General features: G+C 71.2%; 23 protein-coding genes and 1 riboswitch. Of the genes, 6 read left to right on the top strand and 17 right to left on the bottom strand.

Translation table 11 applies throughout. The features are described from left to right. Nucleotides 1-84 precede the first annotated feature (84 nt). A complete protein-coding gene (gene mnmA, locus AB0K65_RS19990; RefSeq protein ID WP_365718296.1) occupies nt 85-1,209 on the bottom strand; it encodes a tRNA 2-thiouridine(34) synthase MnmA in 1,125 nt (374 codons plus the stop codon). Nucleotides 1,210-1,270: 61 nt separating this feature from the next. On the opposite strand from mnmA, the gene AB0K65_RS19985 reads away from it, so the two are divergent. After that, on the top strand, nt 1,271-1,942 hold the full coding sequence (locus tag AB0K65_RS19985; protein ID WP_365718294.1) for an N-acetylmuramoyl-L-alanine amidase: 672 nt from the start codon (nt 1,271-1,273) through the stop codon (nt 1,940-1,942). Nucleotides 1,943-1,970: 28 nt separating this feature from the next. On the opposite strand, the gene AB0K65_RS19980 is transcribed toward AB0K65_RS19985, so the two are convergent. The 11 genes from AB0K65_RS19980 to AB0K65_RS19930 all read right to left on the bottom strand — a co-directional run bounded on the left by AB0K65_RS19980 (nt 1,971) and on the right by AB0K65_RS19930 (nt 13,461). Then, nucleotides 1,971-3,134 (bottom strand): cysteine desulfurase family protein, encoded by a 1,164-nt coding sequence (locus AB0K65_RS19980; RefSeq protein WP_365718292.1) that lies wholly within the window; start codon nt 3,132-3,134, stop codon nt 1,971-1,973. Between the two features lie 160 nt (nt 3,135-3,294). After that, nucleotides 3,295-4,155, bottom strand: a complete 861-nt coding sequence (locus tag AB0K65_RS19975; protein ID WP_365718290.1) for a thioesterase family protein — start codon at nt 4,153-4,155, stop codon at nt 3,295-3,297. A gap of 23 nt (nt 4,156-4,178) precedes the next feature. Next, nucleotides 4,179-4,856 carry a trimeric intracellular cation channel family protein gene (locus tag AB0K65_RS19970; protein ID WP_365718288.1) on the bottom strand — a complete coding sequence of 226 codons (678 nt, stop codon included), beginning with the start codon at nt 4,854-4,856 and terminating at the stop codon, nt 4,179-4,181. Nucleotides 4,857-4,936: 80 nt separating this feature from the next. Beyond that, a complete protein-coding gene (locus AB0K65_RS19965; RefSeq protein WP_365718286.1) occupies nt 4,937-6,145 on the bottom strand; it encodes an oligopeptide/dipeptide ABC transporter ATP-binding protein in 1,209 nt (402 codons plus the stop codon). After that, nucleotides 6,142-7,143, bottom strand: a complete 1,002-nt coding sequence (locus tag AB0K65_RS19960) for an ABC transporter ATP-binding protein (protein ID WP_365718284.1) — start codon at nt 7,141-7,143, stop codon at nt 6,142-6,144. Before AB0K65_RS19960 ends, AB0K65_RS19965 begins: the two co-directional genes overlap by 4 nt. A 6-nt stretch (nt 7,144-7,149) precedes the next feature. Beyond that, nucleotides 7,150-8,112, bottom strand: coding sequence for an ABC transporter permease (locus tag AB0K65_RS19955; RefSeq protein ID WP_365718282.1), 963 nt, complete (start codon nt 8,110-8,112; stop codon nt 7,150-7,152). Between the two features lies 1 nt (nt 8,113). Then, the gene (locus tag AB0K65_RS19950; RefSeq protein WP_365718280.1) at nt 8,114-9,118 is read right to left on the bottom strand and encodes an ABC transporter permease; all 1,005 of its coding nucleotides are present in this window, start codon (nt 9,116-9,118) and stop codon (nt 8,114-8,116) included. 85 nt (nt 9,119-9,203) lie between these two features. Then, nucleotides 9,204-10,874 carry an ABC transporter substrate-binding protein gene (locus AB0K65_RS19945; protein WP_365718278.1) on the bottom strand — a complete coding sequence of 557 codons (1,671 nt, stop codon included), beginning with the start codon at nt 10,872-10,874 and terminating at the stop codon, nt 9,204-9,206. Between the two features lie 188 nt (nt 10,875-11,062). Then, nucleotides 11,063-11,839, bottom strand: coding sequence for an enhanced serine sensitivity protein SseB C-terminal domain-containing protein (locus tag AB0K65_RS19940; RefSeq protein WP_365718276.1), 777 nt, complete (start codon nt 11,837-11,839; stop codon nt 11,063-11,065). Between the two features lie 65 nt (nt 11,840-11,904). Further along, complete coding sequence (locus AB0K65_RS19935; protein WP_365718274.1) at nt 11,905-12,645, bottom strand: enhanced serine sensitivity protein SseB; 741 nt, start codon at nt 12,643-12,645, stop codon at nt 11,905-11,907. A gap of 144 nt (nt 12,646-12,789) precedes the next feature. Next, nucleotides 12,790-13,461 (bottom strand): AAA family ATPase, encoded by a 672-nt coding sequence (locus tag AB0K65_RS19930; protein WP_365718271.1) that lies wholly within the window; start codon nt 13,459-13,461, stop codon nt 12,790-12,792. A 139-nt stretch (nt 13,462-13,600) separates the two neighbouring features. Continuing rightward, nucleotides 13,601-13,712, top strand: a riboswitch (glycine riboswitch). A gap of 148 nt (nt 13,713-13,860) precedes the next feature. Between AB0K65_RS19930 and gcvT the strand changes: the two genes are divergently transcribed. From gcvT to AB0K65_RS19910, 4 genes are all read left to right on the top strand, one after another. Then, a complete protein-coding gene (gene gcvT, locus AB0K65_RS19925) occupies nt 13,861-14,982 on the top strand; it encodes a glycine cleavage system aminomethyltransferase GcvT (protein WP_365718269.1) in 1,122 nt (373 codons plus the stop codon). Between the two features lie 112 nt (nt 14,983-15,094). Next, entirely contained in the window at nt 15,095-15,475 is a 381-nt protein-coding gene (gene gcvH / locus AB0K65_RS19920) for a glycine cleavage system protein GcvH (protein ID WP_365718268.1), read from the top strand. Between the two features lie 20 nt (nt 15,476-15,495). After that, nucleotides 15,496-16,764 (top strand): serine hydroxymethyltransferase, encoded by a 1,269-nt coding sequence (glyA, locus tag AB0K65_RS19915; protein ID WP_365718266.1) that lies wholly within the window; start codon nt 15,496-15,498, stop codon nt 16,762-16,764. A 172-nt stretch (nt 16,765-16,936) separates the two neighbouring features. Further along, nucleotides 16,937-18,307, top strand: a complete 1,371-nt coding sequence (locus AB0K65_RS19910; protein WP_365718263.1) for an L-serine ammonia-lyase — start codon at nt 16,937-16,939, stop codon at nt 18,305-18,307. Nucleotides 18,308-18,383: 76 nt separating this feature from the next. On the opposite strand, the gene AB0K65_RS19905 is transcribed toward AB0K65_RS19910, so the two are convergent. From AB0K65_RS19905 to AB0K65_RS19890, 4 genes are all read right to left on the bottom strand, one after another. Next, on the bottom strand, nt 18,384-18,539 hold the full coding sequence (locus AB0K65_RS19905) for a hypothetical protein (protein WP_365718261.1): 156 nt from the start codon (nt 18,537-18,539) through the stop codon (nt 18,384-18,386). Nucleotides 18,540-18,565: 26 nt separating this feature from the next. After that, nucleotides 18,566-19,480, bottom strand: coding sequence for a hyaluronoglucosaminidase (locus AB0K65_RS19900; protein ID WP_365718258.1), 915 nt, complete (start codon nt 19,478-19,480; stop codon nt 18,566-18,568). 127 nt (nt 19,481-19,607) lie between these two features. After that, nucleotides 19,608-20,162: an NAD(P)H-dependent oxidoreductase gene (locus AB0K65_RS19895; protein ID WP_365718256.1), complete on the bottom strand. Its 555-nt coding sequence runs from the start codon at nt 20,160-20,162 to the stop codon at nt 19,608-19,610. 24 nt (nt 20,163-20,186) lie between these two features. Further along, nucleotides 20,187-21,041, bottom strand: a complete 855-nt coding sequence (locus AB0K65_RS19890) for a class I SAM-dependent methyltransferase (RefSeq protein ID WP_365718254.1) — start codon at nt 21,039-21,041, stop codon at nt 20,187-20,189. Nucleotides 21,042-21,221: 180 nt separating this feature from the next. Here AB0K65_RS19890 and AB0K65_RS19885 point away from each other — a divergent pair, with 180 nt between their 5' ends. Then, nucleotides 21,222-22,235 carry a LuxR C-terminal-related transcriptional regulator gene (locus tag AB0K65_RS19885; RefSeq protein ID WP_365718252.1) on the top strand — a complete coding sequence of 338 codons (1,014 nt, stop codon included), beginning with the start codon at nt 21,222-21,224 and terminating at the stop codon, nt 22,233-22,235. Nucleotides 22,236-22,319: 84 nt separating this feature from the next. Here AB0K65_RS19885 and AB0K65_RS19880 read toward each other — a convergent pair. Beyond that, the coding region (locus AB0K65_RS19880) for a methionine adenosyltransferase domain-containing protein (RefSeq protein ID WP_365718250.1) at nt 22,320-22,582 on the bottom strand (263 nt) is incomplete at its 5' end.

Below are 22,582 nucleotides of genomic sequence, written 5' to 3'. Positions count from 1 at the left end.
CGGCGAAGGAGGCCGGCTCCGGGGGCCGCCCGGCGCCGGTCCTTCGCCCGCCCGCGAGCGGCGTGAAGGGCCGCGGACGGCGGCTCAGACCGTGGCGGCCGGGCGCCGTACGGTCGTCGCGATCGTCGCCGACCCGACCACACGCGTGCCGTCGTACAGCACGATCGCCTGCCCCGGGGCCACGCCCCGGACCGGCTCGTCGAACTCCACCCGCAGTTCGCCGTCGACCGTGCCGGCCGTCACCGCGGTCTCGCCGCCGTGGGCCCGGAGCTGGGCGGTGTAGCGGCCGGTGCCTTCGGGGGCGGTGCCGCACCAGCGGGGCTTGATCGCCGTCAGGGCGGTCACGTCGAGCGCCTCGACCGGTCCGACCGTGACCGTGTTGTTCACGGGCGAGATGTCGAGGACGTAGCGCGGCTTGCCGTCGGGAGCCGGGTGCCCGATCCGCAGCCCCTTGCGCTGGCCGATGGTGAAGCCGTACGCGCCCTCGTGGGTGCCGAGCTTCCGGCCCGTCTCGTCGACGATGTCGCCCTCGGCCGTGCCGAGCCGGGAGGCCAGGAAGCCCTGGGTGTCGCCGTCGGCGATGAAGCAGATGTCGTGGCTGTCGGGCTTCTTCGCCACCGCGAGCCCGCGCCGCTCCGCCTCCGCGCGGATCTCGTCCTTGGTGGTGAGGGTGTCACCGAGGGGGAACATCGCGTGGGCGAGCTGCTTCTCGTCGAGCACCCCGAGGACGTACGACTGGTCCTTGGCCATGTCGGAGGCGCGGTGCAGCTCGCGCGATCCGTCCTCGTGGAGGACGACCGTGGCGTAGTGCCCGGTGCAGACCGCGTCGAAGCCGAGCGCCAGGGCCTTGTCGAGCAGCGCGGCGAACTTGATCTTCTCGTTGCAGCGCAGGCAGGGGTTGGGGGTGCGGCCCGCTTCGTACTCCGCGACGAAGTCGTCGACGACGTCCTCGCGGAAGCGCTCGGCGAGGTCCCAGACGTAGAAGGGGATGCCGATGACGTCGGCCGCCCGGCGCGCGTCGCGCGAGTCCTCGATGGTGCAACAGCCGCGGGCGCCGGTGCGGAAGGACTGAGGGTTCGCGGACAGTGCGAGGTGCACCCCGGTCACGTCGTGCCCGGCTTCGGCGGCGCGTGCGGCGGCGACGGCGGAGTCCACACCGCCGGACATGGCGGCGAGGACGCGGAGGGGGCGCTGGGAAGTCTGAGTCATAGCCCTCTCAGGGTACGGGTCCGCGGGAACCATGGGCACGTGAGTAGGCGTTCACACCCACATGGGGAGTGGGAAGAAGCGGGGGGCGAGCCGGCGGGCCGTGCTGCTCGGCGGCGGCGCGGCGGTCCTGGGCACGGCGGTGCTGGCCCAGGACGAGCTGAGACGCGCCTGGTGGCGGCTGCCGGGCACCCAGCGGAAGCGGATCGAGGGTGAGCTCGACCACAGGGGCGCCGACTGGTCCGCCGCGGCCCGGGCGAACTGGCGCCGGGCGGACCGGCCCGAGGACTACACCATCGACCGTGTGGTGATCCATGTCGTCCAGGGCAGCTACGCCACGGCGCTGAAGGTCTTCAAGAACCCGGGGCACGGGGCCGCCACGCACTACGTCGTCCGCAAGGACGGCCATGTGGCGCAGATGATCCGCGAACTCGACGTGGCCTTCCACGCCGGGAACCGGGACATGAACGAGCGGAGCATCGGCATCGAGCACGAGGGCTTCGTCGACCGGCCGCAGGACTTCACGGCGGCGATGTACGAGGGTTCGGCGCGCCTGACCGCCGGGATATGCGCCCGGTACGGCATTCCGGTGGACCGGCAGCACATCATCGGGCACGTGGAGGTCGAGGGCACCGACCACACCGATCCCGGGCCGCACTGGGACTGGCCGCGCTACATGAGGCTGGTACGGGAGGCGTCGGCCCGGACCGCGAAGGGCGGAGCGCCCCGGGCCTGATCGCCCGTGGCGCCGTGACGGCGGCCCGTCAGGTGAGGCCGGCCGTGCGCGCGCGGTCCACGGCGGGGCCGATCGCCGCGGCGACGGCGGCCACGTCCTCCCGCGTGGAGGTGTGGCCGAGGGAGAAGCGCAGGGTGCCCCGGGCCAGGTCCGGGTCGGTGCCGGTGGCGAGCAGGACGTGGCTGGGCTGGGCGACGCCGGCCGTGCAGGCGGAGCCGGTGGAGCACTCGATGCCCTGGGCGTCCAGGAGCAGCAGCAGGGAGTCGCCCTCGCAGCCGGGGAAGGTGAAGTGGGCGTTGGCGGGGAGCCGGTCGACCGGGTCCCCGCCGAGGAGGGCGTCGGGGACGACGGCGAGGACGGCGGCGATCAGTTCGTCGCGCAGGGCCCCGATCTCGCGGGCGAACTCCTCGCGGCGCTCGGCGGCGAGCCGGCCGGCCACGGCGAAGGCGGCGACGGCCGGCACGTCCAGGGTGCCGGAGCGGACGTGCCGCTCCTGGCCGCCGCCGTGCAGGACGGGTACGGGGCTGTACTCGCGGCCCAGAAGGAGCGCCCCGATGCCGTAGGGGCCGCCGATCTTGTGGCCGGAGACGGTCATGGCGGCGAGGCCGGAGGCGGCGAAGTCGACCGGGACCTGGCCGAACGCCTGGACGGCGTCCGCGTGCAGCGGGACGTCGAACGCGCGGGCCTCCTCGGCGAGTTCACGGACGGGCAGGACCGTGCCGATCTCGTTGTTCGCCCACATGACGGTGGCCAGGGCCACGCTTCCGGGGTCGCGGGCGATCGCCTGGCGCAGGGCCTCGGGGGCGACGCGGCCGTACCGGTCCACGGGCAGGTACTCGACGGTGGCGCCCTCGTGCGTGGCGAGCCAGTCGACGGCGTCGAGCACGGCGTGGTGCTCGACGGGGCTGGCCAGGACGCGGGTGCGCCGGGGGTCCGCGTCACGGCGGGCCCAGTACAGGCCCTTGACGGCGAGGTTGTCGGCCTCGGTGCCGCCGGAGGTGAACACCACCTCGCTGGGCCGGGCGCCCAGGGCGGCGGCGAGGGCCTCGCGCCCCTCCTCGACGGTCCGCCGGGCGCGTCGCCCGGCGGCGTGCAGGGAGGAGGCGTTGCCCGTGACGGCGAGCTCGGCGGTCATCGCCTCGATCGCCTCGGGGAGCATGGGCGTGGTCGCCGCGTGGTCGAGGTATGCCATGGTGCATTGATTCTACGAGGGCGCGGGGGCGTGGCCGGATCACGCCCCTTCGCCCGGCGGCGGCCCTCGGTGCGGGTGCCGGTCCGGCCGCTCCGCCCGCCGCACCGGATCCCGGGGCGGCGGGCCGGATCCGGGCGGGATCGCCGCCGGGGCGGGACGGTCAGCCGCGCGGGGCGCGGGCCAGTTGGCGGGACTGGGCGACGAGCCGGTCCGCGCTGTCCCAGACCTCGGCGTCCTCCTCCAGGAAGCCGCCCGCGAGGTTACGGGTGGTGATGGCGACCCGCAGCGGGCCGGGGGCCGGGCGGCAGCGGATGTGCGTGGTGAGTTCGACGGTCGGGGTCCAACCCTTGAGGCCGAGCTCGAAGGAGGTCGGCGGCAGCGCGTCGACGGTGAGGAGCAGGGAGAGCGCGTCGGGCTCGCGGCCGTCGGCGAGACCGAACCAGCCGCGCATCTCGCCCTTGCCCGAGGGCGCTCCGACGGCCCAGCCGACCGTGGCCGGGTCGAGCTTGATGGCGAGCCGCTCGGTGATGGCGGACGAGCCGGGGATCTGGGGCGCCGGTCCGTCGGAGGGGCCGAAGCAGTTCTCGAGGGGGGCGATGGCCGGCGGCAGCGCGGTGGTGCGCACGTCGTCGGGGAGCGCGTCGAGGTCTCCGTACGAGGCGAGGACACGGATGCGCTCGACCTCGGTGCCGTCCTCGGCGTACTGGAAGAGGGACGCCTGGCCGGTGGAGAGGGTGCGGCCGGTGCGGACGGTCTCCGTGCGGATCACCGCGGGACCGGGCACGGACGGGGTGAGGTAGTGGGCCGAGATCGTGAACGGGTCCGGGTGGGGCAGGTGGTCGCCGAGGGCGCGGCCGAGCAGGGCGAGGAGGTAGCCGCCGTTCACGGCGTGGATGATCGTCCAGCCCGCCGAGAGGTCGGCGTCGTAGATCCCCGGGGAGCGGAGGGTGACGGCGGTGTCGCGGTCGAACTCGCTCGTCGCCGCGCTCGTCGCCGCGGCCGTCTCGATGCTCGTGCTCATGGCTCCGACGGTACCGCAGGAAACTACTGAGCGGTAGCTTTTTCGGGGTCCTCGCGGGTGGACGAGCGGCGGTTCCAGGCACGGGGGGCACGCCAGTGGAAGCGCATGGCGAGCAGGCGCAGCACGAAGGCCGTGATGACGGCGGCTCCGCTGGTGAAGGCGTTGAGGGCGTCGAAGCGGATGCACAGGACGACCATCGTGGCGCCGACCATGGCGGGCACGGCGTAGAGGTCACGGTCCCAGCGGAGCAGGGACGGCACCTCGTTGGCGAGGACGTCGCGCAGGACGCCGCCCCCGACGGCGGTGGCGAGCCCGAGGGCGGCGGAGGAGGTGAGCCCGAGGCCGTACTCGTACGCCTTGGTGGTGCCGGTGACGCAGAAGAGCCCGAGCCCCGCTGCGTCGAAGACGTTCACGGCGGTCTGGGTCCGCTCGACCTGCGGATGGAGGAAGAAGACCAGCCCGGTGGCGACCAGCGGCATCAGGAAATAGCCGAGGTCGGCGAAGGCGGCCGGCGGCACGGCTCCGATGATCAGGTCGCGCAGCAGGCCGCCGCCGAGCGCCGTGACCTCGGCGAGCACGGCCATGCCAAAGACGTCGAAGTTCTTCCGGACGGCGAGCAGGGCGCCGGAGATGGCGAAGACGAAGATGCCGACGAGGTCGAGCGCGTGTTGGACGGAGGGGGTGAACAGTTCGTGGAGCACCGGACAGTTCTACCCCGTCCGGCCCACCGCCCCGTGCCCCGCCCGGGGGCACCGGCGGTGAGCCGGACGCGCGACGCCGCTCAGGCCCCTTCGGCCGCGGTCTCCTTCGCGGCCGCAGTCTCCTTCGCGGGCGACTCGGACACCCCGGGCGACTCGGGCGACTTCTCGGGTGACTTCTGCCTCGGAACGGCCTTCTCCGCGTCGGCCGGGACGTCCTGGGCGGACGCCTCCGGCTCAGCCGACTCGGCCAGCGCGGCCGTCACCGCCTCGATGCCCGTCGCCCGGGTCCGCTCCACCGTGCCGGCCGCGATCTCGGCGGCGTAGTGGCAGGCCACCTTGTGCCCGTCACCCAGGTCCGTCAGCACCGGCCGGTCCGTGGCGCACAGGGTCTCCTGCTTCCACGGGCAGCGCGTGTGGAAGCGGCACCCCGTCGGCGGGTTGGCCGGCGAGGGGAGGTCGCCGTGGAGGAGGATGCGCTCGCGCCGGTCCTCGACCTCCGGGTCCGGCACCGGCACCGCCGACATCAGCGCCTTGGTGTACGGGTGCTTGGGACCCTCGTACAGCGCGTCGCTCGGCGCCTCCTCGACCAGCGAGCCGAGGTACATGACCCCGATGACGTCCGAGATGTGACGGACGACGGCGAGGTCGTGCGCGATGACGAGGTACGTCAGTCCCAGCTGCTCCTGGAGCTCCTCCAGGAGGTTGATCACCTGTGCCTGGATCGAGACGTCCAGCGCCGAGACCGGCTCGTCGCAGATGATCACGTCCGGTTCGAGGACGAGGGCGCGCGCGATGCCGATGCGCTGGCGCTGGCCGCCGGAGAACTCGTGCGGGTAGCGCGACAGGGCGTTCGTCGGGAGACCGACCCTGGCGAGGATCGCCTTGATCTTCTCCCGGCGCTCCTCCTGGTTCGCGCCGATCCCGTGCGCGGCCATGCCCTCGCTGAGGATCGACTCGATGTTCTGGCGGGGGTTGAGGCTGCCCAGCGGGTCCTGGAACACCATCTGGAGCCGTCGCCGGAACCGGCGCATCTCCTCGTCCGGCAGCTTGGCCAGGTCCGTACCGTCGAAGACGACCTCGCCGTCGGTGATGTCGACCAGGCGGAGCACGGCCCGGCCGAGGGTCGTCTTGCCGCAGCCCGACTCGCCCACCAGGCCGTAGGTCTGACCGGCCTCCACGCGCAGCGAGATGCCGTCGACGGCGTACACGTGGCCGACCGTACGGTTGAAGACCACGCCCTTCTTGACCGGGAAGTGGACCTTCACTCCCTCGAGTTCGAGCAGGCTCATGCCGGGACCTCCGACTTGTCCGACGTGGGGAGGACCGGGTTGACGCAGCGCACCAGGTGACCCTCGGTGCGCGGCTCGGTCAGTTCGGGGGTGCCGGTCAGGCACTCCATCGTGTAGTGGTCGCAGCGGGGCGCGAAGGCACAGCCGTCCGCCCAGGCGAGCTTGTCGTTGATGGATCCCCGGATCGGGTTGAGCGGCTCGCCGCGCGGGGCGTCCAGACGCGGGATGGAGCCGAGCAGACCGTGGGCGTACGGGTGGGTGGGGTGCGCGAACAGCTCGCGGCGGCCCGCCGACTCCACCGCCCGGCCGGCGTACAGGACGTTGACCTCGTCGCAGAGGCCGGCGACGACACCCAGGTCGTGGGTGATCATCAGCAGGGCGGTGCCCTCCTGGTCCACGAGCTCCTTGAGGAGTTCGAGGATCTGCGCCTGGATGGTCACGTCGAGCGCGGTGGTCGGCTCGTCGGCGATGAGCAGACGCGGGGCGCAGGCCACGGCCATGGCGATGAGCGCCCGCTGCCGCATACCGCCGGAGAGCTGGTGCGGATACTCCTTGAGCCGCCGGTGCGGGTCCGGAATGCCGACCCGGTCCAGCAGGTGGGCGGCCTCCTTGCGGGCGGCCTCGCCCTTGAGGCCGCGGTGGCGCTGGAGGATCTCGGTGACCTGGATGCCGATCGGCACGACCGGGTTCAGGGAGGACAGCGGGTCCTGGAAGATCATCGCGAGCTTGCTGCCGCGCATGTCCCGGAGCTTGCGCGGGGACATGGTGAGCAGGTCCTGGCCGTCGAATTCCGCGCGGCCGCCGACCTTCACGCCCTTGCCCGGGAGCAGGCCCATGAGGGCGAGCGAGGTCACGGACTTGCCGCAGCCCGACTCGCCCACGAGTCCGACGACCTGGCCCTGGTCGACGGAGAAGGAGACGCCGTCGACGGCCGTCGAGTCCTTGCGGCCCTTGGCGGTGAACGTGACGCTGAGTTCGTCAACAGTGAGTAGTGCCATGGGACTTCAGCCTCGCAGCTTCGGGTCGAGGGCTTCGCGCATGGCCTCGCCGAGCAGGGTGAAGCCAAGGGCGGTGATGATGATCCCGACGGCGGGGTAGGCCGCCATCATGGGCTCGTTGTCGAAGAACCGCTCGGCCTGGGCGAGCATGACGCCCCACTCCGGGATCGCCGGGTCCGGGTTGCCGAGGCCCAGGTAGGACAGGGCGGCGGCCTCGATGATCGCGGTGGCGAGGCTGAGCGTCGCCTGGACGATCACGGGGCTCAGCGAGTTCGGCAGGATCTGGGTGAGGACGATCCTCTTCTTGCGGATGCCGAGCGCCTTGGCCGCGAGGACGTAGTCGGAGCCGCCCTGGACCAGCATCGAGCCGCGCAGCAGCCGCGCGAAGATCGGGATCTGCACGACACCCACGGCGATCATCACGGTGGTGAGGGACTGGCCCATGACCGCCGCGATGGAGACGGCGAGCAGCAGCGACGGCAGCGACAGCATGATGTCGGTGAAGCGCATGACCACCGTGTCGACGCGCTGCCCGGCCTTGCCGCCGAGGGTCGCGGCCGCGCCGGAGAGCACGCCGACGAGCGCGCCGACGAGCAGGCCGATGAGCATCGACACCACGCCGACCATCAGCGTCTGCCGGGCGCCGACCAGGATGCGGGAGAACATGTCCCGGCCGAGGTGGTCGAGCCCGAACCAGTTTCCGTCGCGCGCGCCGACGAACTCGCCCCGGTTGGCGAAGACCTCGCCGCGCCAGGTCTGGGCGGACGGGCTGAACGGCGCGATCCACGGTCCGACGATCGCGAGGATCACGAACAGACCGATGATCACCGCGCCGATGATCGCCATCTTGCTGGCACGGAGCCGGCGCATGGCCTCGCGCCACAGGCTGGCGCCGCTGGTGGTCTCGGACGTCTGCATCAGCTCGGCGAGCCGATCGATCTTGTCGGCCTTCTTCGTCAAGGTCGTCACGTCAGTGCACCCGCACTCTCGGGTCGATGATGCTGTACGCGAGGTCGACCAGCAGGTTGATGAGGACGTACACCATCGCGATGAAGAGGATGAACCCGACGAGCACCGGGTAGTCACGGGCGTCGATGGAGGTGCGGATGAAGTTGCCGATGCCGTTGAAGGAGAAGACCGACTCGGTCAGCACCGCGCCCGAGAGCAGGCTTCCGGTCAGCAGGCCGACGGCGGTGATCACCGGCAGCAGCGCGTTCCGCAGCACGTGACGGCCGCGCACCGTCCGCTTGTCCAGACCCTTGGACTCGGCGGTACGGACGTAGTCCTCGCCGAGCACTTCGAGCACGCTGGCCCGGGTCATCCGCACGATGACGGCGAGCGGGATGGACGAGAGCGCGAGGGCGGGCAGGATCAGGTGGTGGATGGCGTCCCAGCTGGCGTCCAGCTCGCCGGTCAGCAGGCCGTCGAGCACGGCGAAGCCGGTGACGTCGGTGGCGTCGATGCCGGTGGTGAGCCGTCCGTAGCTCGGGAACCAGTTCAGCTGCACGGCGAAGACGCCCTTGAGGATCAGGGCGAGGAAGAACACCGGGATGCAGATGCCGATCAGCGACCCCGAGACGGAGGCGACGTCCAGCCAGCCACCGCGGTGCTTGGCCGCCAGGTAGCCGAGCGGGATGCCGACGACGACGGCGATGAGGATGGCGACGATGCTGAGTTCCACCGTGGCGGGGAAGCGGGTCGCGAACTCGTCCCAGACCGGCTGACCGGTCTGGGTGGAGGTGCCCAGGTCGAGCTCCACGATGCGCTTGAGGAAGCGGCCGTACTGCACCCAGACGGGCTGGTCCAGGCCGAGGGCCCGGTTGATGCGTGCCACTTCGGCTTCGGTCGCCCGCTCGCCCAGGATCGCTGAGGCGGGTCCGCCGGGCAGCCGGTTCAGCCAGAGGAAGAGCAGAACCGACAGGCCGAGCAGGGTGGGTATGAGCTGTAGCAGTCTTCGTACGACGAGTCGCAGCACCCCGCGTGCCCCTTTCTTACGTGCGTCGATGCGGGTCCGCCCGGCCACCGACGTTCCGTGGCCGGGCGGACCCGCTGATGTGCGATTACTTGAAGGAGACCTCGGCGAAGTTCTCCTGCGTCAGCGGGGAGACCTTCGGCGGGTTGACGTTCTTGGCGAAGGCGATGGCCGGCGGGGAGGCCGAGATCGGAACGCCCGGGACGTACTCCATGATCGCCTCGTTGGCCTTCTTGTAGGCCTCGACGCGACCCGCGGGGTCGGTGACCTTGGAGGCGGCGTTCACCGCGTCGAAGACCTTCTTCTCGTTGAAGCCCCACTGCTTGTCCGGCCCGGCGAACCAGGTGCCGATGAAGTTGTAGCCGTCGTTGAAGTCACCGGTCCAGCCGAGCATGTGCAGGGCGCAGGAGCCCGCCTCGGTGGCGTCCAGGTAGTCCGGGGCCCACTTCATGGCCTTCGGGGTGACCGTGATGCCGGCCTTCTCCAGGTCGGCCTTCATGCGCTCGAACATGTCCTGCGGGGCCGGCATGTACGGGCGGGTGACCTCGGTCGGGTAGCAGAACTCGATCGTGAGCTTCTCCTCACCGGCCTTCTTGAGGAGCTCCTTGGCCTTGGCGGTGTCGAACGGGTAGGTCTTCACCTTGTCCGAGAAGCCGGCGACCGTGTCGGGCATGAACTGGGTCGCGGCCTTGCCACCCTCGGGGAGCTGGGTCTTGACGATGCCCTCCCGGTCGATGGCGTGCGAGATGGCCTGGCGGACCTCGGGCTTCTTCAGCGCCGGGTTCTTCGACTGCGTCATGCCGACGTAGAAGATGTTGAAGACGTCACGGGTCGGGACCTTGTAGCCCTCGCCCTCCAGCGTCTTGACGTCGGCCGGCGCGACCAGGTCGTAGCCGTCGATGTCACCGGCCTGCAGCGCCTGACGGCGGCCGGCCTCGGTGTCGATCGTGCGGAAGACCAGGTTCTTCACCTTGGCCTTCTCACCCCAGTAGTCGTCGAAGCGCTCGAGGGAGACTTCCTTGTTGCCCTTGTTCCACTTCGTGATCTTGTACGGGCCGGTGCCGGCGACCGTGCCGGCCTCCTGGCTGTACTTGGGGTACGTGATCGCGTCGCCCTTGGCGGTCGCGTCCTGCTTCGCGTACTCCTTCAGGGCCTTCGGCGAGTGGATCGCGAGGGCCTGGAGGGAGAAGCCGCCGGGCAGGTTCGCCGAGGGCTCGTTCACCTCGATGACGGCGGTGTTGTCGTCCTTGGCCGTGCAGGACTTGTAGTTCGGCTTGGGGGCTTCCTTGTCCTCGTTCTTGGCGAAGCCGCCCATGATGGTCTGCCAGTAGTAGGAGACCGCGCTGGACTGGTACGTACCCTTCCAGTTGAACCAGTGGTCGTAGTTCGCGCAGACGGCGGCGGCGTTGAACGCCTCGCCGTCGTGGAACTTCACGCCCTTGCGGAGGTTGAACGTCCACACCGTGCCGGCGGGGTTGCTCTCCCAGGTCTCGGCCAGGCCGCCGACGAGCTTGCTGCCGCCGGACTCGTGCTCCAGCAGCGCCTCGAAGGCCTGCCGGGTCACCCGGAAGGTCTCACCGTCGCTGGCGAGGGCGGGGTCGAGGGAACCGGGGTCACCGGCACCGGCGAACACGAAGGTGTCCTTCGCGCCGGCCTTGTCCCCGTCCTTGCCGCGCTCACTGGAGCACCCCGTGGCGATCAGGGTGACGGCTGCCGCCACCGTGATCGCCCGGACCGTACGGGACTTGATTATTCGCATGGGTCCACCCCAGGTTCCGCCGTGTGAGAGGTCTTGACCGGCCGAACACTACCGACGGGGAACCAGCTGGAGAACAGTCCGGATAGCGGTGATACCTAGTCGAGACCCGGACACTTGCCAAACCGGGCAGATCCGGGACAAGTGCGCTGCCCCGGTTAACGCCCCTGTCATATGGACGAGTTCGCCGGTCAGGGCCGGGGCGGGTAGCCGTAGCCGGGAGCGGACGGAGCGGGGGAGGCGTGGGCGTCCCGGTCGTAGAAGGGGCGGGCGTTGGCCCGCAGCCACATCGCCACCGGGTCGTACTCGTCCGACATCGCGACCGTCGAGACGGGGAGCCCGTCGGGGACGGCGGAGACCGACTGCCGCATCATCGCCCGCACCGCGTCGACGGAGGCCGGGGAGGTGTCGTAGAGGTCGAGGCCGATGGCGAGGTACGGGGAGCCGAGCGCGGGCTGCACCCAGGCGCGGCGCAGTGCCCGCACGGCGGGGGTGCGGTGCGCGTTCTGCGTCAGCAGGGCGTAGAACTGGGGCAGCTCGAGTGCGGGTTCGCTCAGGCGCAGCGGACCCGCGGGCATCCGGTCGAGACCGGTGGCGATCCTGCGCAGATCGGCCCAGGGAATGCCGACCCCGCCGCCGGAGTCGTGCGGATTGAGCCAGATGCCCCAGTGGTCGGGGTAGAGGGCCCGGGCGATGTCGCGGCCGGTGACCACCTCGTGGGCGCGGTTCCAGCCGGAGGCGGCCAGCTCCTGGGCGGAGGTGACACAGGGGGCGTAGCCGAGGCCGTCGATCTCCATGTTGCCGTACTGCGCGTCGGGTGATCCGGCCTGGCCGTGCCAGAGGAGCATCCACACGTCGCCGTCCGCGAGGGCGTGCAGCAGCCGCTCGTACGCGTCGTAGCGTCCGGGTGCCACCTGGCGCAGCATGTGCTCGACCTGTCCGGCCGCGGCCGTGCCTGACGCGCTCACCTGTGTTCCGCCCCTCGTCCGTCCATCGGTCCTGTTTCCTGACGTGTCATTCCGTGGTGCCCCGCTCAGCCGGCGGCGCGCTGGTAGAACGGGCGCACCCGCTCCAGCATCCAGTCGGCCACGGGGTCCTGGGCAACGTCCAGGAGGATGAGATTCACGGGCCAGGCGGTCTCGACCCGGCCCAGCGCGCGGCCGAGCGCGTCCAGCGGCGCGTTCCGGTCGACGCCGTCCCAGGCGACGAGCCGGACGCCGACGAAGAGGGCCGGTTCGGTCCCCTCGACGCTGGCCAGGGCGCGCCGGGCGCTCGCCACGACGCCGGTGGCCTCGAACTCGGCGGCCGCGGCGGAGAGGAAGTCGACGGGGTCGTCCTGCCAGTCGGGCTCGAAGAGCCGGACCCGGCCGCCGCTCGCGGGGCCGTCCAGCGGGGTGCGGCCGGCCCGGCACAGCTCGGCGACGGCGGGGGGCGGCAGCGGGGCGCCGACGGTGCCGCCGGGGTTCACGGCGATGCCGAGCTGCGGGGGCAGTCCGCGGGCGAAGTCGCGGGCGGGTGCGACCGTGAAGGACATGTGGCTGCCGACGCAGGCCAGGAACTGCTGCTCGGAGCTGAAGACGGGGACATAGGGGAGGCCGTCGATCTCCAGCGTGGGAAGGTCGAGGTCGGTGCTCTCGGGGCTGCCGCCGTTGGGCAGCGGAACCCAGACCGGGCTGCGGCCGAGCACCTCGACGAGCCGGCCCCCGGCGGCGGGGTTGCCGAGCGAGGCGGACAGCACCTCTTCGAGCTCATTGCCCGGCCACGAAACGTCCACGGTCCTCGGTCCCCTTCTCACGCGCCCGGTCACGCGCCCTCGGGGCAGAACCCTAATGCCGCCCTCGCGCCGCCGTGGCCAAAAGCATACGGAGCGCGCCGGGCCGCGGCGGCGCCCGCGGCCCGTCCGCCGGGGGGTGCGCCGTCAGCCGACATCCCGGAAGGTGATCTTCCGCAGGGCGCCGGCCGCGTTCCTGTCGAGCAGGGTCGCCGAGGCGCAGCCGCGGGGCAGCCGGCCGGCCTCCACGGAGCGCAGCAGCCGGCCGACCGCCCGGCGGTGCCGGGCGAAGGCGTATCCGGACACGCCGCGCCCCCGGTCGCGCTGGCCCTCGCGGGCGGCGGCCGGGGTGACGTCGAGCAGGACCAGGTGCAGGGCGCGGCCTCTGCGGCGGGCCTCGCGGGCGAGCCAGTCGCGCACCCAGGACTGGGTGCCGCAGTCGTGGACGATCACGCTCCGCCCCGCGCGCAGCTCCCGGCGCAGGCCGGCGTAGTGCGCGACGCGGACGAGGGGGCGGTAGACCGCGTACGGCAGGAAGCCGGGCATCCGCGCCTCCCAGCGCTCCCGGGCGTCCTGCGAGTCGATGCCGCGGCCGTCGGCCGCACGGCGCATGAGGGTCGACTTGCCGCTGCCGGGCAGCCCGGAGACGACGACGAGGTCTCCCGCCGCGAAGGCGAGCACACGGGGGCCGTGCCCGTCCCGGTCGCGCAGGTCGCGCAGCAGGCGCGCGGCCGCGCCGTGCCGCCGGGTCCTGGCCCGGGCGCGCGGGGCCGGTATGCCGGTACTCGTCGCGTAGGCGCCGGTTCGTTGGAACGTCATCGCTTCTCCCCCTGTCGGGTCTCGAAGACCCTTCCCCAAGAAGTGTAAAGAGACGGTAATGAGGCACAAGCGATTTGCCGATCAGGACCCGCGTGCAATGATGTGCGCGCCAAGCGCACACAACCACATACCGGCCGTTCGAATCCGCGCGGGAGAGTTCCGGACACACCGCAGCAGCGCTGCGGGGGTCCGGGCGCCGAAGGAGCAAGACCCTCCCTTGAATCTCTCAGGCCCCGTACCGCGCGGATGAGGCAGATCTGAAAAGCGGGCGCGCCGTCGCGCCCCACCCAAGGTGCAAGCCGAGGATGCCCTCGGTGAACCTCTCAGGTTCCATGACAGATGGGGAGGAAAGTCCTCTCGTCATGATCTTTTTCGCCCTGGGACCCGGGAGCCACACCCATGAGCACTGCCCGTCTGACCGCCCTCGATGCCCTGCATCGCTCCCTGGGCGCGACCATGACCGACTTCGCGGGCTGGGACATGCCGCTGCGCTACGGCAGCGAGCGTGACGAGCACAACGCCGTGCGGACCAAGGCGGGCCTCTTCGACCTGTCGCACATGGGCGAGATCACGGTCACCGGCCCGCAGGCCGTCGAGCTGCTCGACTTCGCCCTGGTCGGCAACATCTCCACCGTGGGCCCGGGCCGGGCGCGCTACACGATGATCTGCCGGGAGGACGGCGGCATCCTCGACGACCTGATCGTCTACCGCCTCGGCGAGACCGCGTACATGGTCGTCGCCAACGCCTCGAACGCGCAGGTCGTCCTGGACGCGCTCACCGAGCGTGCGGCGGGCTTCGACGCCGAGGTACGGGACGACCGCGACGCGTACGCGCTGATCGCCGTCCAGGGCCCCGAGTCCCCCGGCATCCTGAAGTCGCTGACCGACGCCGACCTGGACGGGCTGAAGTACTACGCCGGTCTGCCCGGCACGGTCGCCGGGGTCCCCGCGCTGATCGCCCGTACCGGCTACACCGGCGAGGACGGCTTCGAGCTGTTCCTGAAGCCCGAGCACGCCGAGGGCGTCTGGCGGGCCCTGACCGAGGCGGGCGCCCCGGTCGGCCTCATCCCCTGCGGCCTCTCCTGCCGTGACACGCTCCGCCTGGAGGCGGGCATGCCGCTCTACGGCCACGAGCTGACCACGGAGCTGACCCCGTTCGACGCCGGTCTCGGCCGGGTCGTGAAGTTCGAGAAGACGACCAACGACGGCGACTTCGTCGGCCGCAAGGCCCTGGAGGCGGCCGCCGAGCGGGCCGAGGCCAACCCGCCCCGCAAGCTGGTCGGCCTGATCGCCGAGGGCCGCCGGGTGCCGCGCGCCGGCTTCGCCGTCGTCGCGGACGGCGTGGTCGTCGGCGAGGTCACCTCCGGCGCCCCCTCCCCGACCCTCGGAAAGCCGATCGCCATGGCCTACGTGGACGCGGCACACGCCGAGCCGGGCACCCAGGGTGTAGGTGTGGACATCCGCGGCACCCACGAGCCGTACGAGGTCGTGGCGCTGCCCTTCTACAAGCGCCGGAAGTGACGTTTCGCGGCCGGGACGATCCGGCCGCGCGTCCCGCCTTCGGTCCCACGTCGCGTCTCATCACGCGAGACCCACGTTCATCAGCACTCCCCCGATCCAGGAGAATCAGGTCATGAGCAACCCCCAGCAGCTGCGCTACACCAAGGAGCACGAGTGGCTGTCGGACGCCGAGGACGGCGTCGCGACGGTCGGCATCACCGAGTTCGCGGCCAACGCGCTCGGGGACGTCGTCTACGCCCAGCTCCCCGCGGTCGGTGACACCGTCACCGCGGGCGAGACCTGCGGCGAGCTGGAGTCGACGAAGTCCGTCAGCGACCTGTACTCCCCCGTGACCGGTGAGGTCACGGAGGCCAACGAGGACGTCGTGAACGACCCCTCCCTGGTGAACACCGCTCCGTTCGAGGGTGGCTGGCTCTTCAAGGTACGTGTCACGGGCGAGCCGGACGATCTGCTCTCCGCCGACGAGTACGCCGCGTTCTCCGCCGGGAACTGAGACCCCTGAGGGATCGATTCATGTCGCTTCTCAACACCCCCCTTCACGAGCTGGACCCGGACGTCGCCGCCGCCGTCGACGCCGAGCTCCACCGCCAGCAGTCCACCCTCGAGATGATCGCCTCGGAGAACTTCGCTCCGGTCGCGGTCATGGAGGCGCAGGGCTCCGTCCTGACCAACAAGTACGCCGAGGGCTACCCGGGCCGCCGCTACTACGGCGGCTGCGAGCACGTCGACGTGGCGGAGCAGATCGCCATCGACCGGGTCAAGGACCTCTTCGGCGCCGAGTACGCCAACGTGCAGCCGCACTCCGGCGCCTCCGCCAACCAGGCCGCGCTCTTCGCCCTCGCCCAGCCCGGCGACACCATCCTGGGTCTGGACCTGGCGCACGGCGGCCACCTCACCCACGGCATGCGCCTGAACTTCTCCGGCAAGCAGTTCAACGTGGTCGCCTACCACGTCGACGCCGCCGGGCTGGTCGACATGGCCGAGGTCGAGCGCCTCGCCAAGGAGCACCGCCCCAAGGTGATCATCGCGGGCTGGTCCGCCTACCCGCGCCAGCTGGACTTCGCGGAGTTCCGCCGGATCGCCGACGAGGTCGATGCCTTCCTGTGGGTCGACATGGCCCACTTCGCGGGCCTGGTCGCCGCCGGGCTGCACCCCAACCCGGTGCCGTTCGCGGACGTGGTGACCTCCACCACGCACAAGACGCTGGGCGGGCCGCGCGGCGGCATCATCCTGGCGAAGAAGGACTTCGCGAAGAAGCTGAACTCCTCGGTCTTCCCCGGCTTCCAGGGCGGCCCGCTGGAGCACGTGATCGCCGCGAAGGCCGTCTCCTTCAAGGTCGCGGCCTCGGAGGAGTTCAAGGAGCGCCAGCAGCGCACGGTGGAGGGCGCCCGCATCCTCGCCGAGCGTCTGGTCCAGGGCGACGTCACCGAGCACGGCGTCTCGATCCTGTCCGGCGGCACGGACGTGCACCTGGTCCTGGTCGACCTGCGCGACAGCGAGCTCGACGGGCAGCAGGCCGAGGACCGCCTCCACGAGGTCGGCATCACGGTCAACCGCAACGCGATCCCGAACGACCCGCGCCCCCCGATGGTCACCTCGGGCCTGCGGATCGGTACGCCGGCGCTCGCGACCCGCGGATTCGCCACCGAGGACTTCACCGAGGTCGCCGACATCATCGCGGAGACCCTGAAGCCCGGCTTCGACGGGGACAAGGCCCAGGCGCTCAAGGCCCGCGTCACCGCGCTGGCCGCTAAGCACCCGCTGTACCCCGGTCTGAAGTAGTTTCCTCCGTCGTACGCTTTAGTTCCAGGTTCGTTCGTACGACAGCTCCGGGGCACCGCGCACACTGGACAGTGAGCGCGGTGCCCCAGCCCGTGTTCCACCGCTTGTTTCCGCGCTTTGCTGCTCCACCCCGGCAGACAACGGCGTCTACCACCCCCACAAGGAGTTCCCCGTGGCCATCTCGGTCTTCGACCTGTTCTCGATCGGCATCGGCCCGTCCAGCTCCCACACGGTGGGTCCGATGCGCGCCGCGCGCATGTTCGCCCGCCGGCTGAAGAACGAGGGCCTGCTGGCCCACACGGCCTCGATACGGGCGGAGCTGTACGGCTCGCTGGGCGCGACCGGACACGGTCACGGCACGCCGAAGGCCGTCCTGCTCGGCCTGGAGGGTGACTCTCCGCGCACGGTCGACGTCGAGACGGCCGACGACCAGGTCGAGCGGATCAAGTCGAGCGGCCGGATCAGCCTCCTCGGCGTGCACGAGATCCCCTTCGACTTCGACGAGGACCTGGTGCTGCACCGCCGCAAGGCGCTCCCGTACCACGCCAACGGCATGACCATCCTCGCGTACGACACCGAGGGCGCCGTGGTCCTGGAGAAGACGTACTACTCGGTCGGCGGCGGCTTCGTCGTGGACGAGGACGCCGTGCAGGGCGAGAACCCGATCGTCCCGGACGACACGGTCCTGAAGTACCCCTTCCGCACGGGCGACGAGCTGCTGCGCCTGGCGAAGGAGACCGGCCTGTCGATCTCGGCGCTGATGCTGGAGAACGAGAAGGCCTGGCGCACCGAGGACGAGATCCGCGAGGGCCTCCTGGAGATCTGGCGCGTCATGCAGGCCTGCGTCGCGCGCGGCATGTCCCGCGAGGGCATCCTGCCCGGCGGCCTCAAGGTGCGCCGCCGCGCCGCGAACACGGCCCGCAAGCTGCGCTCCGAGGGCGACCCGGCGGCGCTCGCGATGGAGTGGATCACCCTCTACGCCATGGCCGTGAACGAGGAGAACGCGGCGGGCGGGCGCGTGGTCACCGCCCCGACGAACGGCGCGGCCGGCATCATCCCCGCGGTCCTGCACTACTACATGAACTTCGTGCCCGGCGCCGACGACGAGGGCGTGGTCCGCTTCCTGCTCGCGGCGGGCGCCATCGGCATGCTCTTCAAGGAGAACGCCTCGATCTCCGGCGCCGAGGTCGGCTGCCAGGGCGAGGTCGGCTCGGCATGCTCGATGGCGGCGGGCGCCCTCGCCGAGGTCCTGGGCGGCTCTCCGGAGCAGGTGGAGAACGCGGCCGAGATCGGCATGGAGCACAACCTCGGCCTGACCTGCGACCCGGTGGGCGGCCTGGTCCAGATCCCGTGCATCGAGCGCAACGGCATGGCGGCGGTCAAGGCGGTCACGGCGGCGAAGATGTCGATGCGCGGCGACGGCAGCCACCTGGTCTCCCTGGACAAGGTGATCAAGACGATGAAGGAGACCGGCGCGGACATGTCGGTCAAGTACAAGGAGACGGCCCGCGGCGGTCTCGCGGTGAACATCATCGAGTGCTGAGGACGTAGGCCCGGGGCCCGCGCGTCGCGACGCGCGGGCCCCGGCACCCTGCCTCGGGGCGGCCGTGGGCGCCCGGTCAGTCCTCGCCGGGGGCAGGCGCGTCGGCGAGGGCGAGGCGGTCGCGGAGAGCCGCGTTCTCGGCCTCGAGGAGCGCGATGCGCTTGCGGGCGAAGTACAGCTCCATGACGGCGTCCTGGAATTCGGACACGAGCTGTTCGGGGGTCAGTTCCATGGAGACCTCGGTGCTCGGACGGGCGGTCAGGCCGGCGCGACGGTGGTGACGGTGCCGGAAGGGCCGCGCCATTTGAGGGCGCCGCCCTCGGCGAAGAGGACACCGCCGTTCGTCGGGTTCTCGCTCGGCACCGTGGTGGCGTTGCGGATGCCGATCACGCCGTCGCCGCCGCCGTACGACTCGGCGCTCGTCACTCCGAACATGGCGTTCTGGGCGGCCAGCGCGCCGCTGTTGAGGATCCGCAGCTTCGCGACGCCCGCCCGGTCGCGGAACTCGGCCAGGCGGCTGGCGGAGTCCGTGTTCGCCTGCATGAGCAGCCCGATGGAGGAGGTCCGCTGGTCGATCTCCACCCGGCCCCGGGGAGTGGCGCCGATCGCGATGCCGATGCCCACCGCTCCCGAGCCCTTTACCACGAAGTCGTCCACGCCGTTGTTCCGCAGCGTGATGAGGTTGCCCTTGGTGGGGCCCGTGGTGTGGGTGACGAAGATGCCCTGGGCGGCGGTGCCACCCGACTTGTCCTCGACCCCGGTCGTCTCCAGGTAGACGGAGACCGCTGCGGCTCCCCCGTCCGAGGCGTCCACGTGGCCCCGGTGGGTGATCTTGAGCGTGCCGTGCTTCCGCTCCGCGCCGGACAGGTACATCGCCGAGTCGTCCGGGTTGTGGGAGACGACGTTCAGCGCGACGCCGTTGCCGGCCACGCCGGACTGGAAGGCGGTCAGCGCGTGGAGCTTCGACGTGGTCGCCGTGGACACCGCGAGGAACGACGACGTGGCGCCGCCGTCGGTCGTGAAGTTCCTGGCCCGCACCTCGCCCGGGTAGACGACGTCCCCCTCCGCCTGGACTGCCTCCGGCTCCGCCGCCGACGCGGTTCCCGATCCGGCGGCCACCGTCACGGCCCCCGCCGTGAACGCGCCCAGGAACAGCCTTCTCGTACTGGTCACTTCGACTCCTCGTCCCACCCCTATACGACAGGACGGCACGCTACGTGGTGAACTGCGGCTCGCGCCAGATCCGCCAGGAGGCGACCGGCCGGGGACCGGCCGCCCGCCGGCCGCCGGCCCCCGACCGTCAGCGCGGGAGGTCGAAGAAGGCGGCCGCGCGGCCGAGCGCCGCCGGATCGGCCTCGATGTCCCCGGCCCTGTGCGCGCGGGCCAGCAGCGCGCCCCGCCACTCCATGCCGAGGTAGTCCGCCGTCCGCCGGAGCATGCCCGTCAGGGGCTCCGCGTCCGCGGCCTCGCCGCGGGCGTACGCCGTGACCGCCCACAGGCTCTTGCCCCGCATGCGCTCGCGGAAGTCGACGTCCGGCAGGCCGAGCCAGCGGGCCCAGTAGTCGAGGTAGAGCTTGGTCGACGCGGACACGCTGTACCAGTGGAGCGGGGACGCGACGACGATGTCGGTACTGTCCAGGGTCGCGTCGAGCAGCAGCTTCTCCGTGCCGCACGGGACCGGCCCCGCCGGATGGAGGGGAAGTGACAGGTCACCGAGGTTCAGCCAGCTGCCGGTGACGTCCGGGGGCAGCCCCTCGGCGGCGTACCGGGCCAGGGTCTCGGTGTTCCCTCCGCTCCGGCTGCCGAGGATGAACGCGAAACTCCGGCTCCGTACCGTCTCGAGCGTGGCACTCACAGCAGTCCTCACAGCTCGTCGTGGTCAGGCGGGGCCGGCGAGGGACCCGTGGGCTTCGGCGACGAGGCGCAGGTGCCGCTCGGCGTCGCTCAGCAGCTGGGGCGAGTAGTCGATCCGGCCGCCGGTGCCGGCGTAGCGCCGCTTCTTCGCGCCGGAGGTCCGGCGCAGGATGGTGACGCTGTTCTGCATCAGCTTCTGGGACTCGAGCAGGCTGACGACCTCGAGCTCGCCGGGGTTGCGCTGCTGGAACTTCTCCAGGTACCGGCGGACGGCGTCGCCCTCGGGGTAGGTCATCAGGTAGTGCATGACGATCAGGCCGCCGTCGGGGTCGATCAGGTCCCAGAAGTGGTCGAAGAACCAGAGGCACTCCCAGGCGTCGACCCAGGCGAAGTCGATGGGTGCGAACCCCTCGGGCAGTTTGCCGAGCGAGTCCTTCAGGTCCGCGTTGACGACGGTCACACGGTCGTCGAGGCCCAGCTCGGTGAGCACCTCGCGGACCCGGCCCGCGGAGGAGTCGGCGATGGAGAGGTTGTCGACGGCGGCCAACCGGGGGCGGTACGGCTCCAGGTGCAGCGAGGGGGTCACCAGCGGCGGCTCGGCGAGCAGCCAGGCGTCGTCGAGCGCGCGGCCCGCGGCGAGGTGTTCGCGGGTCTTCGCCGCGAGAGCGAGGGACTCGGCGGCGACCGTCTTCTCCGCGTCGGCGAGCGCGGCGGCGAGGAAGGGGGTCGTGTACCCCATTCCCACTTCGAGTACGCGGCGAGGGCGCAGCAGTTGGATCAGGTTCGCGAGGAGGGGACCGACGACCTCCGTGCCCATTCCGGGCACGGACAGCCGGGCCACCGCGGAACGGAACTCGTCACTCTGAATCGTTTGCGTCATTTCCTGCCCTTGTCGATGCGGTGTTGTGTGGACGCGTGCTCATAAGGCGAAGAACCCGGCGGCACCAGGCGGGACCGAAACCGAAACGGTGAGGTCTCCTCATCGTTTCCGGCGGGACGCTGCGGCAACAACGCCCTGTCCTAACATGTGTGCGCAGCGCATGATCACGCAGGGGGGCGAATGGTGCAGATAGGTTGTGATTCCACGCAATGTGGACCGGGTCTGTGCGAGGCGGGACTGCGGCGGTACCAGAGCGCCGTCTGCTCCGGGACCGTGTCGGCGGACCCGCCGGTGCACTGCGCCACGAGACTGGGACTGCTGGAGCCGGTCGTGGGGGAACCGGGCCTTCTGGCTTCCGTCCCGCCCACGATCGCCGCAGGTCGGACCCTGACTCCGCTCGAGGAGACGCTCGCCGAGGGAAAGCGCCGGCTCGACGCCCTCGCCAAGACCTTCGAGACGGCGGAGGCCGTCTTCAACGGGTCCCGCCAGAACGTCCCGCAGACCTCGACCGTCCTGCGGGGCGCCCGGCAGATCGCCGAGACGATCGACATCGCGGTGGCGTGCTGCCGGTCGGAACTGCTCACCGCACAACCCGGCGGCCGCCGTCCTCCTGAGATCCTGGAAGAGGTGGTCAGGCGCAATCTGGAGCTCCTCGAAAGGGGAGTCGCCCAACGCACCCTCTATCAGCACGCGGTATGGAATCATCCGCCCACGGCCGAATACATCCGGACCGTCGCGGAAGCCGGTGGCAGCATCCGGACCGTTGACGAGATGTTCGACCGGGTCATCATCTGCGACCGTACGGTGGCTTTCATTCCGACCAGTTCCGATTATTCGGACGAGGCGCTCGAGGTCCGGGATCCCTCCATCGTCTGGTACCTGGCCAACGTCTTCGAGTACGCCTGGGCGCGTGGCACTCCGGTCGACCCGGCGGTCGCCAAGCGGCCCGAGATCGTCGTCTCCGAGATCGAGCAGAGCATCATGCGCTTCCTGGTCGCCGGTCACACCGAGGAGAAGATCGCCCGGGGGCTCGGCATCAGCCGGCGGACCGTCGCGGAGTACATCAGCCGGATCTCCCGGCGCCTCGGCAGCGTCAGCAGGGCGCAGCTCGGCTATCTGATCGCGACCAACGGGCTGCTCCAGGACCGGGAGTTCGACGGCCCCGACCGTCCGGGCCCGGACGGTCACGGGTGAGACTCCGGCAGGCGGAGCCCGGTGCGGGCCGGCCGGGCGCGGGGGCCCGGTACGGCCGGGCCGGACGGCGGAGCCGACATCGGCTCACAGACCCGCGGCCGCGCGCAGGGCGTCCACGCGGTCGGTGCGCTCCCAGGTGAAGTCGGGCAGCTCGCGGCCGAAGTGGCCGTACGCCGCCGTCTGGGAGTAGATCGGGCGGAGCAGGTCGAGGTCGCGGATGATCGCGGCCGGGCGCAGGTCGAAGACCTCCGCGACGGCCCTCTCGATCGTCGCGACGGAGGCCTTCTCCGTCCCGAAGGTCTCGACGAAGAGACCGACGGGCTCCGCCTTGCCGATCGCGTAGGCGA

Origin of the sequence: Streptomyces sp. NPDC053755, assembly GCF_040677675.1 — a bacterium.
Taxonomy (GTDB): Bacteria; Actinomycetota; Actinomycetes; order Streptomycetales; family Streptomycetaceae; genus Streptomyces.
Note: the sequence above shows the minus strand (reverse complement) of the source record. Positions and strands in the feature narration are given on the sequence as shown.

Bases quoted from the DNA above. Each gene is read 5' to 3' on its own strand.
- mnmA (WP_365718296.1), bottom strand. From the start codon at position 1,209: ATGACTCAGACTTCCCAGCGCCCCCTCCGCGTCCTCGCCGCCATGTCC.
- AB0K65_RS19985 (WP_365718294.1), top strand. From the start codon at position 1,271: ATGGGGAGTGGGAAGAAGCGGGGGGCGAGCCGGCGGGCCGTGCTGCTC.
- AB0K65_RS19980 (WP_365718292.1), bottom strand. From the start codon at position 3,134: ATGGCATACCTCGACCACGCGGCGACCACGCCCATGCTCCCCGAGGCG.
- AB0K65_RS19975 (WP_365718290.1), bottom strand. From the start codon at position 4,155: ATGAGCACGAGCATCGAGACGGCCGCGGCGACGAGCGCGGCGACGAGC.
- AB0K65_RS19965 (WP_365718286.1), bottom strand. From the start codon at position 6,145: ATGAGCCTGCTCGAACTCGAGGGAGTGAAGGTCCACTTCCCGGTCAAG.
- AB0K65_RS19960 (WP_365718284.1), bottom strand. From the start codon at position 7,143: ATGGCACTACTCACTGTTGACGAACTCAGCGTCACGTTCACCGCCAAG.
- AB0K65_RS19945 (WP_365718278.1), bottom strand. From the start codon at position 10,874: ATGCGAATAATCAAGTCCCGTACGGTCCGGGCGATCACGGTGGCGGCA.
- AB0K65_RS19930 (WP_365718271.1), bottom strand. From the start codon at position 13,461: ATGACGTTCCAACGAACCGGCGCCTACGCGACGAGTACCGGCATACCG.
- gcvT (WP_365718269.1), top strand. From the start codon at position 13,861: ATGAGCACTGCCCGTCTGACCGCCCTCGATGCCCTGCATCGCTCCCTG.
- gcvH (WP_365718268.1), top strand. From the start codon at position 15,095: ATGAGCAACCCCCAGCAGCTGCGCTACACCAAGGAGCACGAGTGGCTG.
- glyA (WP_365718266.1), top strand. From the start codon at position 15,496: ATGTCGCTTCTCAACACCCCCCTTCACGAGCTGGACCCGGACGTCGCC.
- AB0K65_RS19905 (WP_365718261.1), bottom strand. From the start codon at position 18,539: ATGGAACTGACCCCCGAACAGCTCGTGTCCGAATTCCAGGACGCCGTC.
- AB0K65_RS19890 (WP_365718254.1), bottom strand. From the start codon at position 21,041: ATGACGCAAACGATTCAGAGTGACGAGTTCCGTTCCGCGGTGGCCCGG.
- AB0K65_RS19885 (WP_365718252.1), top strand. From the start codon at position 21,222: ATGGTGCAGATAGGTTGTGATTCCACGCAATGTGGACCGGGTCTGTGC.